The sequence below is a fragment of the Bacillus sp. CECT 9360 genome, from assembly GCF_918741275.1.
Taxonomy (GTDB): Bacteria; Bacillota; Bacilli; order Bacillales; family DSM-1321; genus Peribacillus.
In genome coordinates this window covers 114,270-131,701 of sequence record NZ_CAKKNA010000009.1, presented here as the reverse complement: position 1 = coordinate 131,701, position 17,432 = coordinate 114,270, and the positions used below count along the sequence as shown (strand labels likewise).

Below are 17,432 nucleotides of genomic sequence, written 5' to 3'. Positions count from 1 at the left end.
TATTATGTACAATAAAACGGCGAAACGCACGTGATAAAACTTACTTAAGAAAAAGGATCCTTCAAAAGAAACCCCGGTTCAGGGGGAAACCGAGGCATATCTTTTATACACTTTCTTTCTTCGCACTTAATTCAGGCATAATTTGCTCAGGTATAACATCTTTTTTCAAAGCCTTTTCAAATACTTCTTTAATGTTCGTCACCTGAATGATTTCGATTCCTTCGATAGCATGGAGAATCGATTGCATGTTTTCCTGCGGGATAATGATCTTCTTCGCGCCGGCAAGCTTTGCCGCCCTTACTTTGGGAACAACCCCGCCGATTGGTTTAACATGCCCATGTATGCTGATTTCTCCGGTCATGGCTACAAAGTGATCAACGGGGATTTTGTATATCGCTGAATAGATACCCGTAGCCATCGCAATCCCGGCTGATGGTCCGTCAATTGGTACCCCGCCCGGAAAGTTAACATGAATGTCGAATTGATCGGCGGGCACCCCCATTGATCGAAGGACAGTGATGACATTTTCGATAGATCCTTTAGCCATGCTTTTTCTCCGAATCGATTTTCCGCCTCCGCCGATGCTTTCTTCTTCAACAATCCCGGTAATGTTTATGCTGCCTTTCTCTAATGCCGGTATGACGGTCACCTCTATTTCAAGCAAGGACCCGCTGTTCGGTCCGTGGACCGCCAATCCATTCACCAAACCCACCTTTGGTTTTAAACCAATTCTCCGGTCAAACCTTGGGGTTAATTGACTGCTATGAGCAATCCATTCAATATCTTCATCCTTGATGTAGGGCCTTTCCTCCGTTATCGCAATTCCCGCCAATATTTGTACCATATTGACCGCTTCCCTGCCGTTTCGGGCATATTCAGAAATCGTTTCCAGCCCTTTGTCACTTATCGCTACTTTCACTTTTTCTGTTGCCCCTTTGGCAATCTGGATGATTTCCTCCCGGTCCAATTCACGGAAAAATACTTCCATGCAACGCGATCTAATCGCCGGAGGAATTTCATTTGGCGTTCTTGTCGTTGCCCCGATCATCCGAAAGTCTGCTGGAAATCCATTTTTAAAAATATCATGAATATGCATCGGGATATTTGTGTTGTCTTCTTGATAATAAGCGCTCTCCATGAATACTTTGCGGTCTTCGAGCACCTTTAACAGTTTGTTCATTTGGATCGAGTGAAGTTCACCTATCTCATCTATGAATAATACACCGCCATGGGCATTGCTAACGGCTCCCTGTTTTGGCTGGGGAATCCCCGCCTGTCCCATCGCTCCAGCTCCCTGATAAATCGGGTCATGAACGGAGCCGATCAGCGGGTCGGCTATTCCTCTCTCGTCGAATCTTGCCGTTGTTGCATCAATCTCCACAAAAACCGATGAAAGTTTAAAGGGGGATTTTGAATTCTTTTTGGCTTCCTCGAGCACGAGCCGGGCTGCCGCTGTTTTTCCCACACCAGGAGGACCGTAAATCAACACATGCTGTGGGTTCGGCCCACACAAGGCTGCTTTTAACGCTTTGATTCCATCTTCCTGACCGACGATGTCTGAAAAAAAAGCAGGTCTCACCTTCTCTGAAAGAGGTTCCGATAATGAAATCGAACGCATCTTCCTTAAGACCTCCATTTCCTTTTTAGATTCTCGATCGATGGTCACTTTCTGGGTTCGTTGCCCCTTTAGCAGATTTAAAAAATATAACCCAATTACAACCCCAAAAAACAATTGGATAAACAATGCTATACCTGTCCAGCTCATCGCATTCCCTCCTGGATACCCTTGTAGTAATATTGCTAGTATCTCCGTGGCAGGAGGGAATTACTCTAATATTTAGGGTTCTGTAATACGATTAGTGGATGCTAATTTCTACCGTTTCTGTAAGACAAGCGGAAGCGTCCTGTTACGTCGTGACTTACGCTTATTAAGAAAATTCGCCGATTGGCTCGAGCCGTAAGGCGGAGTTGCATTTAGAAAGAAAGGAAGGTTTACTTTTTGTAGCCTGACCTTTTTTTGTAGCGACAATTTGTAATATTGTAGCCAAATCCAGTTGGTTTGTAGCCGATACTTCATCTTTTGTAGCGGGAATTTACATTTTGTAGCCGAGGACCGTTTTTGTAGCGGACATTTCTCCTTTTGTAGCGACAATTTATGATTATGTAGCCGATATTTCATCTTTCTTCCATAAAAAAAGCTGCCGAATTTATCGGCAGCTTTCTTTCACTATTTAGTTATCACGCTGAAGTTTTCTTTTCCTTGCCTTTTACAGTCGTACCGTCAGTCAAGACGAATTTTGGTGGTTTGTTGTCGGTGATCGTTTCAGCTGTGATGACACACTTTTCAATATCATCACGTGAAGGCAAATCAAACATCACTTCCAGCATATTGCCTTCAATGATGGAACGAAGTCCGCGGGCACCTGTCTTGCGTTCGATTGCTTTCTTTGCGATCTCAACCAGTGCTTCTTTTTCAAATTCAAGCTCGACATTATCAAGCTCGAGCATCTTTTGATACTGCTTAACAAGCGCATTTTTTGGTTTTGTCAGAATTTCAATCAATGCAGCTTCATCCAATTGTTCAAGTGTAGAAATAACTGGAAGGCGGCCGATGAATTCCGGAATCAAACCAAAACGCAACATGTCTTCAGGAAGAATTTTTGATAATAATTCTTTTTCCTTCACATCATCTTTCTTTGCATCCGAGCCAAAGCCAATAACCTTTTGTCCTAAACGGCGTTTGATGATTGGCTCAATGCCATCGAATGCTCCGCCGCAGATGAACAAGATATTGGTCGTATCGATTTGAATAAATTCCTGATGCGGGTGCTTGCGTCCTCCCTGAGGCGGAACGCTGGCGACAGTTCCTTCAAGAATTTTCAATAATGCCTGTTGTACACCTTCACCGGATACATCACGCGTGATAGAAGGATTTTCTGATTTACGGGCTACTTTATCAATTTCATCGATATAAATAATCCCTTTTTCAGCCTTCTCGACATCGTAATCAGCAGCCTGAATCAATTTCAACAGGATATTCTCCACATCTTCCCCTACATATCCCGCCTCTGTTAAAGAAGTGGCATCCGCAATCGCGAATGGAACATTCAATAAACGCGCAAGTGTCTGAGCAAGAAGGGTTTTACCGCTCCCAGTCGGTCCGATTAAACAAATATTACTCTTGGCAAGCTCGACATCGTCGACTTTGTTGTTGGAATTAATACGCTTATAGTGATTATAAACAGCAACCGCCAAAGATTTCTTAGCTTGTTCCTGACCGATTACATAATCATCAAGAATTTCGCGAATTTCTTTTGGCTTCGGTACATCCTTAAATTCAACTTCTTCTTCCGTTCCAAGTTCCTCTTCTACGATTTCCGTGCAAAGTTCAATACACTCATCGCAAATATATACACCAGGGCCAGCTACTAGTTTACGCACTTGTTCCTGGGTTTTACCACAAAAAGAGCACTTCAGCTGTCCTTTTTCATCATTAAATTTAAACATGAACTTCACCCCTTTTAAACTCTTCCAACTTATCTTCAAGAAGGTAATAATTCGGTAAAGAAAAATTTATCCTTCCATTTTTTGAAGGTATGAATTGCATTGTAGCACGTTCTTGGCAGTTTTGTAACAAAAATGCCTGACTCCATGTAAGTTGTCCCATAATTACAAGAAAAAATTCGTTAATATGTATTTTGCCCTTTACCGGCAATCCCAAACCTTTCAAATAAAAAAAGGAAGGGAGGTATTAAATATGTATATGCTTTATTAAAATAAATCTACACTGAAATGCAGAAAAAATCAATTAGGAAATCATCGACAGCAATTGCCGCTATATTAAAAAAAAATTGACCGATTCAAGGCGATGGAAGACAGAGGCTTTACTTTTCTATCTATCCGTCAATAAACAGTTATGTATGAAAACAAGGCACGATCACTCGCGCCTTGTCCCATATTATATGACGTATGATTATTTTGATTCTACCGTCTTGCTGTTTTCAACAAGGAATTCAATCGCTTTACGGATTCTCAAGTCGGATTTTACTCCGTCCATGCTTCCGAGAGCTTGCTTGATTGTTTCAGCATCCATGTTGTACATTCCAGCCATTTTTTCTACTTCTTCATTTACGTCTTCTTCAGTAGCTTCGAGGTTTTCAGCATCTGCAATCGCTTCTAAAGTAAGGCTTGTACGCACACGGCCTTCCGCCTCTTCCTTCATTTGTCCTTGAAGCGCTTCTTTATCCTGTCCAGAGAACTGATAGTACAATTCGAGGTTCATACCTTGACCTTGCAGGCGCTGTTCGAATTCATCCATCATACGGCCTACTTCGTTGGAAATCATAATTTCCGGAAGATCGATTTCAGCATTTGCAGCTGCTTTTTCTACAACCGTATCCTGAATTAGGTGTTCTTGCTGATGCTTCTTATCGTGTTCAAGGTTTTTCTTTAATTTTTCTCTAAGTTCAGCAAGTGTCTCTACTTCTTCATCGACATCTTTCGCGAACTCATCATCCAATTCAGGAAGCTGTTTCGTTTTGATTTCGTGAATCTTCACTTTGAATACCGCGTTTTTACCAGCAAGCTCAGCAGCATGATATTCTTCAGGGAATGTTACTTCAACATCCTTTTCCGCTCCTGTTTCAAGACCAACTAATTGTTCTTCGAAACCAGGGATGAAAGAGTTTGAACCAAGATCAAGGGAATGGTTTTCAGCCGTTCCGCCTTCGAATAGTTCCCCATCAACGGATCCTTCGAAATCAATTACGACTGTATCGCCATTTTCAGCCGTTCCTTCTTCTCTAATTACAAGCTCAGCATGACGCTCCTGCTGACTTTTCAATTCGTTTTCTACATCTTCGTCTGTAACTTCAGCCTCGAATTTCTCAACTTCGAGACCTTTGTACTCGCCTAATTTAACTTCCGGCTTCACCGTAACAGTCGCCTTGAAAATTAGGTCCTGTCCTTTTTCCATTTGCTCAACATCGATTTCCGGGTTATCAACCGGGTTGATTCCTGCTTCTTCTACAGCATTTGCATACGCATCTGGAAGCATGATATCAAGAGCGTCCTGATATAAAGATTCCACACCGAATCGTTTCTCGAACATTTGGCGCGGCATTTTGCCTTTACGGAAACCAGGTACATTTACCTGTTTAACAACCTTTTTAAATGCAGCGTCCAAGCCTTCGCTTACTTTAGCCGCTTCTACTTCAACTGTAAGAACCCCTTGGTTCCCTTCTAACTTTTCCCATTTTACAGACATGTGTTTCCCTCCAAAAATCTATATACTTCATGAGGATGAAAAATCTAAAACAAGTCATCCTTCAATTATACCCGATTAAATTGTATATTTTACAGCCATTCCATTATAACACAGGTTTCCTTCGTTTCAATAACAATACCTTAAATTATCGGGAAAGAAATTTGATCAATCCGCTTTAAAAAGACGACAATCTGCCTGACTGAATCGGCGTCCGCTTGATTATCCTCTTCATCTGGATTGATGCCCTGGTATTCTTCCGCAAGCATTTGGTAAGCAGCTGCCCATTCTTCAAAACGACCTTTTGTGGGATCATTCGGATACAAGATAAAATTATGTCTTTCAATCAAGCTTTTAACCATCTCAAATAGAGTTGGGTTTTTCTGTCCAAGGCGCTCCTCGACAAGTTTCGTGACTCCGACTATGAATTTGCTTTCAAGCACATCGCCAAGATCGGTAGGGATTAACTTTACCGTTTCATCAAACTTGAAGACATCTATTTCCTTTTCGTATTCCTGCTCTTTCAAAATATTAATCAGCAGTGTCTTGTAAAATGGATTCGCTTGTTCATCAAGCAGGAATCGCTTGATATCGGGTACATACGGCCGGATATTAGCTTCAGTAAGCCTTGTAATCGTTACTAAAATCTCACTCTCCGTTTTGTCCTCAAACAAGCCGTCTTTCTCAATATCATGGTGGATTTTTTCTTCCCTGATTATTTCTTGGTTTTGTTTTTCTTCAGTAACACGCTGGCTGAATTGAAGCATTTTTTCAAAATGTTCGACCTTGTCAAAGGGAATGTGGTTATCTTCAAGTAGCACCTTGATTGTTGAAGCCATTTCGTCATGCTCATTTAATTGAAGAAGTACCATCAAATATATATTTACAACCTGGAAATAATCACCTATCCCTTTATTCAGCAGCTCCTTGCACAACTCCTTTGCTTCTGAATAATAACCCAATTCCACAAGAGAAACGACCAGCCCGACGTTCAAATCCGGATCTTCCGGCTCAAGCTCTCTTGCTTGGGTAAACAAATCAGCCGCCTGTCTAAAATCCTTTTTCGCAAGCTGATCCAATCCTTTATCCACCAGCCGTCCAGCAAGATTCGGAAAAAGGATGATATTATCTTTATTAGTTGGTTTGTCTTTTCCGCTCATCGGTAACTCCGCCTCATTTTTTTCCTTTTTAATGAAAATCAGTTTAGCATGTAATGGGTGGAAATACAAAATTAACATTAAAACAGACTGCACATAATTGTGCAGTCTGTATTCTGTCACCTTTTATATAGTAGAAACGGGGTTTTCTTTATTTTCAAACTCAGCGATCTGGGAGTCATATTGAAGCGTGATCGAGATTTCATCCCAACCGTTGATGAGCATTTCCTTCCAATAAGGGTGAATATTGAAGGAAGCTGTAAAATCTTCGTTGTCACTTACCGTCTGTTTAGGCAGGTCGATTGTTAATTCATATCCCGGATTAGCTGCTTTCTCCATTAAATAAGAAACTTGATCCTTCTCTAAAGCAACGGGAAGCATCCCATTCTTCAAGCAATTATTTTGAAAAATGTCAGCGAATGAAGGGGCTATGACAATATCAAATCCATAGTCCTGAAGCGACCATGGGGCATGCTCCCTTGACGAACCACAGCCGAAATTTTCACCCGCAAGCATTATTCCCGCCCCTTTATTTTGGGGCTGGTTCAGTTCAAAATCTTTCCGTTCATTCCCTGCCTCATCAAAGCGCCAATCATAAAACAAAAACTCACCGAAACCAGTCCGTTCAATCCGCTTTAAAAATTGCTTTGGGATAATTTGGTCTGTATCTACATTATCTCTGTCCAATACTGCCGCTTTACCTTTATACACTGAAATAGGTTTCATGTGTATCAGCACCTCCTAATCTCGTTTAATAAGCTAGTTCGACCTTTTCACGAATATCGACAAATTTGCCGTGCAATGCGGCGGCGGCGGCCATCATTGGACTCACAAGATGTGTTCGTGCTCCGCTCCCCTGTCTGCCTTCGAAATTCCGGTTTGATGTGGATGCACAATGCTCACCCGCCGGTACAATATCAGGATTCATACCCAGGCAGGCACTACAGCCTGATTCCCTCCATTCGAACCCCGCTTCGATAAACACCTTGTCCAGCCCTTCTTCCTCGGCTTTCTTTTTAACGTTTTGCGAGCCGGGGACTACCATTGCCTTGACTCCATCAAATACCTTTTTTCCCTTTACGATACCGGCAGCCTGCCTTAGATCTTCTATCCGGGAATTCGTACAAGAACCGATGAACACATGTTGCACGGGGATATTGGTAATCGCCATCCCTCCCGTCAATCCCATATATTCAAGAGCCCTTTGTAAAGACCTGTCTGCTGCACCTTGCTGCGGTACATTTCCATCGACCGGGCTCGCCATTCCAGGGTTTGTCCCCCAGCTGACCATCGGAGAAATTTCGCTTCCGTCAATCACGATCTCTTTATCATAGACAGCCCCTTCATCGCTGACCAGGCTGTTCCAATCTTCAACATATTTCTCGAATTCATCCGGTGCAGGCGCATGTTTTCTTCCTTTTAAATAGGAATAGGTGGTTTCATCAGGACTGACAAGACCAGCCCGGGCTCCGCCTTCAATGGACATATTGCACACTGTCATTCTTTCCTCCATTGACATATTCCGGATAACGTCACCGCAATATTCAACGATATGGCCACTCCCGAAGTTGACTCCGTACTTCGAAATCACATAAAGGATCACGTCTTTGGCAGTGACCCCGGTGCCTAGCTCTCCATTTATCTCGAGCTTGAGCGTTTTCGGTTTTGTTTGCCATAGTGTTTGTGTCGCAAAAACATGCTCGACTTCACTTGTTCCAATCCCAAAAGCTATGGTACCAAAAGCCCCGTGAGTGGAAGTATGGCTGTCTCCACAGACGATTGTCATCCCTGGTTTTGTCAAGCCTAACTCAGGACCGATGACATGCACGATTCCTTGATCCGGGCTATCAAGGTCAGCCAATGAAATATTGAATTCCTTGCAGTTCTGCTCTAGTGCGTTTAATTGCTTCTTGGCAATCGGGTCACTAATAAAGTAGCGGTTGATTGTCGGTACATTATGATCCATCGTCGCAAATGTTTTATCGGGCCTTCTTACTTTTCGCCCCTTTAGGCGTAATCCTTCAAAGGCCTGCGGTGAGGTTACCTCATGAATATAATGTAAATCTATATATAACAAGTCGGGTTTATTTTCTTCTTGAACGACAACATGGCGATCCCATAATTTTTCGATGATTGACTTCTTCACGGTTCTCGTGCCCCCTTTAGTTAAGAAAAGCGCAATGCCTTTGTAAATAAGGAACTTCGACTAAAATCGACCACGTCCTGTGGCAAACGTAATTCTGAGTTCGGATAATAAAATTTGGATTTGGATATTAAATCTCGAGTTTGGATAATAAATCACACGCAACTGGACATTTTATAAAATTAAAAAAGTTATACTTTCTTTAATTGTAAGGCTCTGTTAAATTCCATTGTTGATTTTCAAATGGTCATGGAATCTACTCGCTTTCCGCGGACGAACTGGCAAGCCTCCTCACTCGTACCTCGCTGCGGGGTCTTGCCAGCCCGTTTTTCCGCAGGAGTCTCGCAGATTCCCTTCCCAAAAACAACATTATCGTTTAACAGAGCCAATTGTAAAAAAGCACGGCCTAACTGATTAGGCCGTGCTTGCTTTAAAGTGTGATTAAGCATAGGCCCCCATAATATGAGAGATAGCACCCTGATCCAGGATTGCCTCCTTAATCTCGGCAATCATTTCTTTAGTTGAAAGATTTCTTGTCTGGTCCCCCGCGATATCGCTTGTTCGGGCACCGGTATCCAATGTGTCATTTACCGCTCTTTCAATTGCGTCGGCTTCTACTTCTAATCCAAAGGATAGGCGGAGCATCGAAGCCGCCGATAGAATCATCGCAATAGGGTTCGCAATGTTTTTGCCCGCAATATCAGGAGCTGATCCATGAATTGGTTCATAAAGATTCGGGCCTTCAATCGAAAGGGAGGCTGAAGGTAACATTCCCAGAGACCCGGTTAGAACTGATGCTTCATCGCTTAGGATGTCGCCGAACATATTTTCAGTGACCATTACATCGAACTGTTTAGGATTGCGGATCAGCTGCATCGCTGCATTGTCTACAAGCATATGCTCAAGCTCAATATCAGGATACTGTTTCGCTATTTCTTCCGCTGTCTCGCGCCATAGCCTGCTTGATTCCAGCACATTGGCTTTATCAACCGATGTTACTTTCTTTCTTCGTTTACTAGCTAGCTCAAAAGCACATTCGATAATTCTTTTCATTTCATCTTTTTGATAAAACAACGTATCGACTACCGCTTCTTTTCCTTCGTGCGTCGTTCTTTCGCTTGGCTTGCCAAAATACAAGCCGCCAGTCAGTTCCCTTACAATCACAAAATCTACTTCTTCAATGATTTCTTTTCTTAACGGAGAAGACTCGGAAAGACTGGAATAATAACTGATAGGCCGCAGATTAGCGTAAAGGTTCAATTCCTTGCGAATCTTAAGCAGACCTCTTTCCGGCCTTAAATGAGAAGGCTGGTTATCCCATTTTGGACCTCCAACAGCACCAAGGAGGACCGCATCACCGCTCTTGCAAATTTCTACCGTTTGATCCGGAAGCGGTGAACCTGTATTGTCAATGGCTCCACCGCCAATTTCTCCATATTGAAATTGGAATTGATGGCCATATCTTTCCGAGATAGCTTCCAGAATCTCAACCGCACCCCTTGTTACTTCTTTTCCAATGCCGTCACCGGGCAAGACAGTAATTGTCCTTCTCATATGAATCTTCTCCTTTCATTTTAGTTATTGTAAAACGGTTGTTTTATCACTCAAATAAACGACCCGATTCACAGCATTTAAATAGGCTTTAGCTGATGCTTCAAGCACATCCTGCGCAAGTCCGCGTCCGCTTGTTTCCGTGTCTCGGTACTTCATTTTCACGAAAACCTGGGCCAGCGCGTCTCTGCCGGCGCCGACAGATTGAATCCGGTAATCCAAGAGATTCACTTTGTCCCCGACACATCTTTCAAGAGTGTTATAGAGGGCTTCAATGCTGCCGGCTCCGGTTGCCGCTTCCTGGATCGTTTCATTCTCGCTTCCCTTTAATGTAACGGTTGCTGTTGGGACCTGGTTTGTTCCATAGGAAATTTGCATCGATAACAATTCAAAGAAATGGTTGTCTTTTGACAGCTTCTCTTCTAAGACAAGGGCAGCCAAATCATCATCCGTCATTTCTTTTTTCTTATCAGCCAACTCTTTAAATTGAACGAACAAACGGTTCATTTCTTCATCTGTCACATCTAAATTGAGCGCCTCGAGCCTGCTTTTAAACGCGTGGCGTCCTGAATGTTTTCCCAGAACCATGGCATTGGTCGAAATGCCGACAAGCTCAGGAGAAATGATTTCATAAGTGGTTTTTTCCTTTAACACGCCATCCTGGTGAATCCCTGATTCATGGGCAAAAGCATTTTGTCCGACGACTGCTTTATTTGGCGGTACGGAAACACCGGTTAACTTACTGATCAAGTCACTCGTTCTCTTAATTTCATTTAACTGCAATCTAGTTTCCGCATGATAAAAGTCTGCTCGTGTATGAAGAGCGATGGCCACCTCTTCAAGAGCGACATTGCCTGCTCTTTCACCGATGCCATTGATTGTTCCTTCAATTTGCGTGGCGCCCGCTTCGATTGCCGCCAGGGAATTGGCCGTTGCCATACCTAGGTCATCGTGGCAATGAGCGGAAAGATGAACCTTATCAATAGAAGGAACATGTTCTCTTAAATATTTAAAAATGCTGCCGTATTCAACCGGCGTTCCGTAACCTACCGTGTCAGGGATATTAATGACTTTCGCTCCCGCTCGAATCACTGCTTCTACAATTTCAGCCAGATAGTCCAGTTCAGTACGGCTTGCGTCTTCCGCTGACCATTGCACGATTGGAAAGCGCTCAGCCACATATTTAACAGATGCAACTGCTTTTTCGATCACTTGTTCTTTTGAAAGCTTAAGCTTATATTCCCGATGGATCGGCGATGTTGCCAGAAAGATATGAATTCTTGGTTCCGCCCCTACCTTTAAAGCTTCCCAGGCCGCATCCATATCACTTTGAATACAACGCGCCAGCCCTGTAACCGAACTGTTTCGAATCTTAGTGGCAATTTCCCGGACGGAATTTGAATCACCCTTTGACGCAGCCGGAAAACCCGCTTCGATAATATCAACACCCAGTCTTTCCAGCTGATACGCGATTTCTAATTTTTCGGAAAAATTAAGATTGATGCCAGCCGATTGTTCTCCATCTCTCAGCGTAGTATCGAAAATATTAATCTTTCGCAACTGCCACCACTTCTTTCTTCTTTTGTTGTTGTTGTACGAAAGGCATCATTTTTCTTAGTTCGCGGCCAACCGTTTCGATTGGATGTTCTTTTTCTTTTTCGTTGATTGCGTTAAATACCGGGCGGTTCGCTTGATTTTCAAGAATCCATCCTTTAGCGAATTCACCATCTTGAATATCTTTTAATACCTTTTTCATCTCATCTTTTACATTTTCATTTACAATACGCGGGCCCGATACAAAATCTCCCCATTGCGCTGTATCTGAAATTGAATAGCGCATCCCTTCAAGACCGCCTTCATACATAAGGTCAACGATTAGTTTCAATTCGTGCAAGCATTCAAAGTAGGCAACCTCTGGCTTGTATCCTGCTTCTGTTAAGGTTTCAAAACCGGCTTTCACAAGGGAAGTCAATCCTCCGCATAGAACAGCCTGCTCTCCGAATAAATCTGTTTCAGTTTCTTCCTTGAAGGTTGTTTCCAATGCACCTGCGCGTAACGCGCCGATTCCTTTTGCATATGACAAAGCCAGTTCCTGAGCTCCACCGGTTACGTCCTGCTGGATGGCAAATAGTGCCGGTACACCCGCACCTTGTTCATATGTCCTGCGCACGAGATGACCAGGACCCTTAGGCGCTACGAGAAGGACATCCACATCTGCCGGCGGAACAATTTGATGGAAATGGACATTAAAACCATGGGCAAACATTAATGCTTGGCCGGATCTTAAGACAGGCTCGATTTCTTCTTTATATACTTTCGGCTGCATTTCATCCGGCAATAAAATCATGATGACGTCTGCTTGGTCAGCAGCTGCGCGTACTGGATATACCTCGAAACCATCTTGCTCAGCATTATCCCAGGACTTACCTTTTCTTAAACCAACAATCACTCTAACGCCGCTGTCCCGGAGGTTTTGTGCATGAGCGTGGCCTTGGGAGCCATACCCGACTACTGCTACCGTTTTGTTTTCAAAATAAGCTTCGTTTCCATCTGCATTGTAATAAACCTTTGTCATAGTTTTGCATCTCCCTAGTATATAAATTAGATTACTTACACGATTAATAGACTTTTACTGCCGCCGCTGCGCTGGGTTCCGCGCGGGAATGCGGTTGTACCTGTTCTAGCCAGTTCCTTAATTCCGTAAGGATTTAATAATTCGATAAAAGCTTCAATTTTATCTGATTCACCAGTGATCTGAATCGTTAGACTATCCTTGCTGACATCAATGACAGAAGCCCGGAAAGGTTCTATCAAACCATAGATTTCAGCCCGGTTTTGAGATGTGGTTAACACTTTTATTAAGGCAAGTTCCCTGGCTACAATGGATTGATTGCTGATATCCATCACCTTTAATACATCGATCTGCTTATTTAGCTGTTTCGTCATTTGTTCGATTACTTTTTCATCGTCCACCTGAACGACTACAGTAATTCTAGAAACCCCTTCTTGCTCTGAATGTCCAACTGTAATGCTTTCGATATTATAATTCCTTTTCGAAAACAGGTTGGTGATTCTGTTAAGAACTCCCGGCCTGTTGTTTACCGTCAGCGTAAGGATTCCTTTCATTTCTTTACTACCCCTTCCATTTCATGATGCCCTTTGCCCGGAGCAATCATCGGATAGACGTTTTCTCCTGGAGTTACATGCATATCGAGTAAAATCGGTCCATTCATCGACAAAGCTTCATTCATTTTCTCTTCGGCTTCCTCGAGTGTTGTGACTTTGTATGCTTGGATGCCATACGCCTCTGCCAATTTTACAAATGATGGCTGATTCTGGAGTAAGCTGTGAGAGTACCGGCCTTTATAAAAAATCTCCTGCCATTGTCTAACCATTCCAAGAGAATGGTTATTTAAAATGATGATCTTGATAGGAAGATTCAATTCGGCGATAACACCCAGCTCCTGGCTGGTCATTTGAAAGCCGCCATCTCCTACAATCGCTGCCACTGTCGCATCAGGTTCAGCGAGTTGTGCACCGATTGCCGCCGGAACGCAAAAGCCCATCGTCCCGAGTCCGCCCGACGTTACCCAGGCGTGAGGTTTGTTAAATGTGTAATATTGCGCTGCCCACATTTGATGCTGTCCGACATCGGTCACGACAATCGCGTCACCATTTGTTTTTTTATGAAGCATTTCAACCACTTTCTGTGGCTTCAACTCACTGCTGTTATCTTCATAAAATAAAGGATAATTTCCCTTCCAGTCATTTACCTTTTGGTTCCAAGCGGCTGCTTCAGGAAGCTTCCCATTTTGGGAGATTAATTGATTCAGTGCTTCTTTGGCATCTCCTACTACCGGAATTTTCGTTGGTATATTTTTGCCGATTTCAGCAGGGTCAATATCGATATGGGCAACGGTAGCATCAGGAGCAAATGAGGCAAGATTCCCTGTAAGTCGGTCGTCAAATCTTGCGCCGACATTGATTAATAAATCACATTCGTGCAAGGCCATATTCGCTGCATATACCCCATGCATGCCCCCCATCCCAACAAACAATGGATGGTCAGCCGGAAAACCGCCAAGACCGAGAAGGGTATGAACGACCGGGATTTCCTGCTGTTCTGCATATTTCCTTAACTCTTCAGATGCCTTTGCATGAAGGACACCGGCTCCTGCTAAAATCACCGGTTTCTTCGCGCCACTTACTGCTTCAACCAGCTTTCTGATCTGGAGGTAATTCGGCTGCATCGTAGGCTGGTAGCCTGGTAAATCCATCGCCGGATCTTCCTCTGCTTCTCCAGACAGCACAGCCACGTCCTTCGGAATATCTATCAAAACCGGTCCAGGTCGTCCAGTCGAAGCAATATAGAATGCTTCTTTTATAATTCTTGGAAGATCTTCCGGCTTTCTTACCTGATAATTATGCTTGGTAATCGGGGTTGTGATCCCAAGTATATCGGCTTCCTGAAAAGCGTCTGAGCCAATTACACTTGTAGCAACCTGGCCAGTAAGCACAACGAGCGGGATAGAATCAATCATTGCGTCCGTGAGTCCGGTTACGATGTTGGTTGCCCCAGGCCCCGAAGTTGCGATTACCACTCCCGGTTTTCCTGTTATCCTCGCATATCCTTCCGCCGCGTGGATGGATCCCTGTTCATGTCTTGACAATACATGAAATACACCTGAATCATACAGCGTGTCGTAAATAGGGAGTACAGCGCCTCCCGGATATCCAAAAATGACTTCAACATTTTGTCTTTTTAATGCGTCAATTAAAAACTCCGCACCGCTTTTCTTCACTTTTTCACCTTTTCTTTCCGCCACTACTGCCTTATCAGTCATAATGAAAAATTCCTCCTCTCATAACCTAAATCACTCTCAAGGACTCTTTTAACAACAACAAAAAACCTCTCCACCCAAATAAGCCCGCTATTAGCAAGCTAAGGGGTGAAAAGGTTTTAACGGCCTATCCACGGTACCACCCTTATTCGCGCTGGACCGATCCTGCGCGCACTTTTGAATGACTGTCGCCATTCTGTTTTTGATAACGGGTACTGGTACACCCGTTCAGCTTTACTGGTTGACGTTCAAGCTGAAGCTCCGAGGGGAGTTCGTTTTTTGTGGCACTGCCGGTTCTCAGCTACCCGGCTCTCTGTGAATGCGGTTTACAAAAAACTACTTATCCTCATCAATGCGATTACCTATTCACTTATTTTTCTTTAATGATAAAAAGCTTTAAAAGGCTAAAGTAATTGTCTGCGATACAGTCCTCACTTCAGCGTTATGAATGTGTTGAACAATTCTGAAGTTGAATATTTTCCTGTTATTTGTGGATTATATTACGCTCATTTCATTTGCACGTCAACATTTTTTTTAGAATTATTTGACTATTCAAATTAGTCGCAGAAATTGTATACGCTTACACGTGCATGGTTATAAGGTTTTTTAAATACAAAATTTTTTTGACGTTTCAAAAAACGGGCGTTTCACTTCTTTATCAATCCTTGTTTCTTTAAGGATTCTTTTTGCTTCCGAGCCTTCTTGGTTAAGACATACGTATTTTTATAAACCGCATACAAATTCAAGATCAAAGCTGAGGCCGCTGAAATAAGAATAAAAAAAGCGTTTAAACTCTCAAACCATTCAAAAGTTATGCCAATACTTCCGAGAAATAAAAGTAATGAGCTTAGAAACCCGCACAATAATATTAGAATATCACTTTTCATGTGTCCTCCTTTTTATAGGCATGTCTCTATTAATCTTTTTTAAAAGATTATCCTTCTTTTAAAGTATGCAGGCCGGACAAGATATGATCCCACTTTTTTCGGCTGAGATCATTATTCAAAAAAAGATAGTAAAAACGCCTGACATCCAAGCGTTTTTACTATCGTTCTACTGTTTTTCCATCACAGGGCCTGTAAACCTGCCTGATTCAAGAAATTCCATGGTTTGTTATAATGCGGCTGGAAGAAGAAGTCGACGAATCCCAGCTGCTCGATGGTCATCTTATTCTGGATGCAGACAGATAAGGTATTTATGGATTGTGTAAGATCAGCTTTTGACATAATCTGAGCTCCAAGAATTCTGTCTGTTTCTTCTTCATACACTACCTTTAAGGTAACCTGCTCGAAATCCGGCATAAATTCTGGACGGTAGTTGTCTGTGATTGTTACACTTTTCACATTCATACCCATGCTTTCGGCGGATGCTTCAGTAAGCCCCGTTGTCGCAATATTATTATCATAAATTTTAATTCCCGAAGTTCCCTGGGTACCCATATATCGAGGGGAAGGCTTCACAAGGTTTTTCGCCACAAGCGTTCCCATCCGGACTGCATTCGTTGCCAGTGGAATATAAGCATGTTTTCCGGTTGGATTATAGTGGATCGCACAGCTATCTCCCGCCGCAAAAACATCCGGCTTAGTTGTTCTCATATACTCATCCACGATAATGGCGCCATTGGACAGCATCTCCACCTGGCCTTTTAATAAATCCGTGTTAGGTCGGAAGCCGATACACATGATCACCAGATCTGCTTCATACTCACCTTCAGTTGTCAGCACTTTCGTTACTTTTCCATTGGAACCTTCAAATCTAGTAACCGTTTGTCCTAAAGCAAGCCGGACTCCCCGTTCTTGGAGATCCTTTTCAATGACTTCGGTATATTCGCTGTCTAAATACTTATTCAACACTCTCTCGGTAGTATCGATAAGGGTCACATTTTTTTCATTCATTTCAAAAGCTTCGACCAATTCGATTCCGATATAACCTGCCCCGACAACGACGACATTTTGAGCGTCCTTTGCTTTCTCAATGATCGCGTTGGCATGGGCATAGTTTTTGCACATGACAACATTCTCAAGTTCTCTGCCTTCGAGATTCGGGATGATTGGCCATGATCCGGTTGTCATAACAAGCTTATCAAACGTATCAAATACTTCCTCGTTAGTTACCAGGTTACGTGCACGCAATGTTTTCTTTTCTGTATCAACGGAAAGCACTTCATGTTTCAGGTTCATTTTTGCACCAAGATTTTCTAATTGCTCAGGAGAAGAGTAGAATAATTTTTGTGCGTCATCGACGACTCCTCCGACATATAAGGCGATTCCACATGATAAAAAGCTAACTGTATCATTTTTTTCGTATACAGTGATTTCCGCTTTAGGATAAAGTGATGCTATATTCGTAACTGCCGCTGTTCCAGCATGTGTACAACCAATTACGGCTACTTTCATAAAAAATGACCTCCTAAGATGTTGTTAGTTTATATTGTGAATAATTTCACAAGTTTAATTAAAAAAAATGAAAAGATGAGT

14 protein-coding genes and 1 other annotated feature are annotated in these 17,432 nt (G+C 42.8%); all 14 genes read right to left on the bottom strand.

The genetic code is table 11. The annotated features are described in order from the left end of the window. Positions 1-103 precede the first annotated feature (103 nt). Positions 104-1,765, bottom strand: a complete 1,662-nt coding sequence (gene lonB / locus LQ216_RS12750) for an ATP-dependent protease LonB (protein WP_230129831.1) — start codon at positions 1,763-1,765, stop codon at positions 104-106. 473 nt (positions 1,766-2,238) lie between these two features. Beyond that, a complete protein-coding gene (gene clpX, locus LQ216_RS12745; RefSeq protein ID WP_230129829.1) occupies positions 2,239-3,507 on the bottom strand; it encodes an ATP-dependent protease ATP-binding subunit ClpX in 1,269 nt (422 codons plus the stop codon). 466 nt (positions 3,508-3,973) lie between these two features. After that, a complete protein-coding gene (tig, locus tag LQ216_RS12740; protein WP_230129827.1) occupies positions 3,974-5,266 on the bottom strand; it encodes a trigger factor in 1,293 nt (430 codons plus the stop codon). Between the two features lie 140 nt (positions 5,267-5,406). Beyond that, positions 5,407-6,423 carry a tetratricopeptide repeat protein gene (locus LQ216_RS12735; protein WP_230129825.1) on the bottom strand — a complete coding sequence of 339 codons (1,017 nt, stop codon included), beginning with the start codon at positions 6,421-6,423 and terminating at the stop codon, positions 5,407-5,409. Positions 6,424-6,546: 123 nt separating this feature from the next. Beyond that, positions 6,547-7,146, bottom strand: a complete 600-nt coding sequence (gene leuD, locus LQ216_RS12730) for a 3-isopropylmalate dehydratase small subunit (RefSeq protein WP_230129824.1) — start codon at positions 7,144-7,146, stop codon at positions 6,547-6,549. 25 nt (positions 7,147-7,171) lie between these two features. Next, on the bottom strand, positions 7,172-8,566 hold the full coding sequence (gene leuC / locus LQ216_RS12725; protein WP_230129823.1) for a 3-isopropylmalate dehydratase large subunit: 1,395 nt from the start codon (positions 8,564-8,566) through the stop codon (positions 7,172-7,174). 236 nt (positions 8,567-8,802) lie between these two features. Then, entirely contained in the window at positions 8,803-9,012 is a 210-nt protein-coding gene (locus tag LQ216_RS12720; RefSeq protein WP_230129822.1) for a hypothetical protein, read from the bottom strand. Next, positions 9,005-10,117 (bottom strand): 3-isopropylmalate dehydrogenase, encoded by a 1,113-nt coding sequence (leuB, locus tag LQ216_RS12715; RefSeq protein ID WP_230129821.1) that lies wholly within the window; start codon positions 10,115-10,117, stop codon positions 9,005-9,007. The genes LQ216_RS12720 and leuB overlap by 8 nt, the downstream gene beginning before the upstream one ends. 24 nt (positions 10,118-10,141) lie before the next feature. Further along, complete coding sequence (locus LQ216_RS12710) at positions 10,142-11,674, bottom strand: 2-isopropylmalate synthase (protein ID WP_230129819.1); 1,533 nt, start codon at positions 11,672-11,674, stop codon at positions 10,142-10,144. Then, positions 11,661-12,689, bottom strand: coding sequence for a ketol-acid reductoisomerase (gene ilvC / locus LQ216_RS12705; RefSeq protein ID WP_230129818.1), 1,029 nt, complete (start codon positions 12,687-12,689; stop codon positions 11,661-11,663). Before ilvC ends, LQ216_RS12710 begins: the two co-directional genes overlap by 14 nt. Before the next feature lie 35 nt (positions 12,690-12,724). Then, a complete protein-coding gene (gene ilvN / locus LQ216_RS12700) occupies positions 12,725-13,240 on the bottom strand; it encodes an acetolactate synthase small subunit (protein ID WP_230129816.1) in 516 nt (171 codons plus the stop codon). Beyond that, positions 13,237-14,958 (bottom strand): acetolactate synthase large subunit, encoded by a 1,722-nt coding sequence (ilvB, locus tag LQ216_RS12695; RefSeq protein ID WP_230129814.1) that lies wholly within the window; start codon positions 14,956-14,958, stop codon positions 13,237-13,239. Before ilvB ends, ilvN begins: the two co-directional genes overlap by 4 nt. A 98-nt stretch (positions 14,959-15,056) precedes the next feature. Further along, positions 15,057-15,317, bottom strand: a binding site (T-box leader). A 285-nt stretch (positions 15,318-15,602) separates the two neighbouring features. Next, on the bottom strand, positions 15,603-15,842 hold the full coding sequence (locus tag LQ216_RS20520; protein WP_354958986.1) for a phage holin: 240 nt from the start codon (positions 15,840-15,842) through the stop codon (positions 15,603-15,605). Between the two features lie 180 nt (positions 15,843-16,022). Next, positions 16,023-17,351 (bottom strand): FAD-dependent oxidoreductase, encoded by a 1,329-nt coding sequence (locus LQ216_RS12690; RefSeq protein ID WP_230129813.1) that lies wholly within the window; start codon positions 17,349-17,351, stop codon positions 16,023-16,025. Between the last annotated feature and the right edge of the window lie 81 nt (positions 17,352-17,432).

What these genes read in the sequence shown, in the direction of transcription:
- ilvN (WP_230129816.1), bottom strand. Translation starts at nt 13,240, where the DNA reads ATGAAAGGAATCCTTACGCTGACGGTAAACAACAGGCCGGGAGTTCTT.
- leuB (WP_230129821.1), bottom strand. Translation starts at nt 10,117, where the DNA reads ATGAGAAGGACAATTACTGTCTTGCCCGGTGACGGCATTGGAAAAGAA.
- LQ216_RS12690 (WP_230129813.1), bottom strand. Translation starts at nt 17,351, where the DNA reads ATGAAAGTAGCCGTAATTGGTTGTACACATGCTGGAACAGCGGCAGTT.
- ilvC (WP_230129818.1), bottom strand. Translation starts at nt 12,689, where the DNA reads ATGACAAAGGTTTATTACAATGCAGATGGAAACGAAGCTTATTTTGAA.
- tig (WP_230129827.1), bottom strand. Translation starts at nt 5,266, where the DNA reads ATGTCTGTAAAATGGGAAAAGTTAGAAGGGAACCAAGGGGTTCTTACA.
- ilvB (WP_230129814.1), bottom strand. Translation starts at nt 14,958, where the DNA reads ATGACTGATAAGGCAGTAGTGGCGGAAAGAAAAGGTGAAAAAGTGAAG.
- LQ216_RS12720 (WP_230129822.1), bottom strand. Translation starts at nt 9,012, where the DNA reads ATGCTTAATCACACTTTAAAGCAAGCACGGCCTAATCAGTTAGGCCGT.
- LQ216_RS20520 (WP_354958986.1), bottom strand. Translation starts at nt 15,842, where the DNA reads ATGAAAAGTGATATTCTAATATTATTGTGCGGGTTTCTAAGCTCATTA.
- clpX (WP_230129829.1), bottom strand. Translation starts at nt 3,507, where the DNA reads ATGTTTAAATTTAATGATGAAAAAGGACAGCTGAAGTGCTCTTTTTGT.
- leuD (WP_230129824.1), bottom strand. Translation starts at nt 7,146, where the DNA reads ATGAAACCTATTTCAGTGTATAAAGGTAAAGCGGCAGTATTGGACAGA.
- LQ216_RS12735 (WP_230129825.1), bottom strand. Translation starts at nt 6,423, where the DNA reads ATGAGCGGAAAAGACAAACCAACTAATAAAGATAATATCATCCTTTTT.
- lonB (WP_230129831.1), bottom strand. Translation starts at nt 1,765, where the DNA reads ATGAGCTGGACAGGTATAGCATTGTTTATCCAATTGTTTTTTGGGGTT.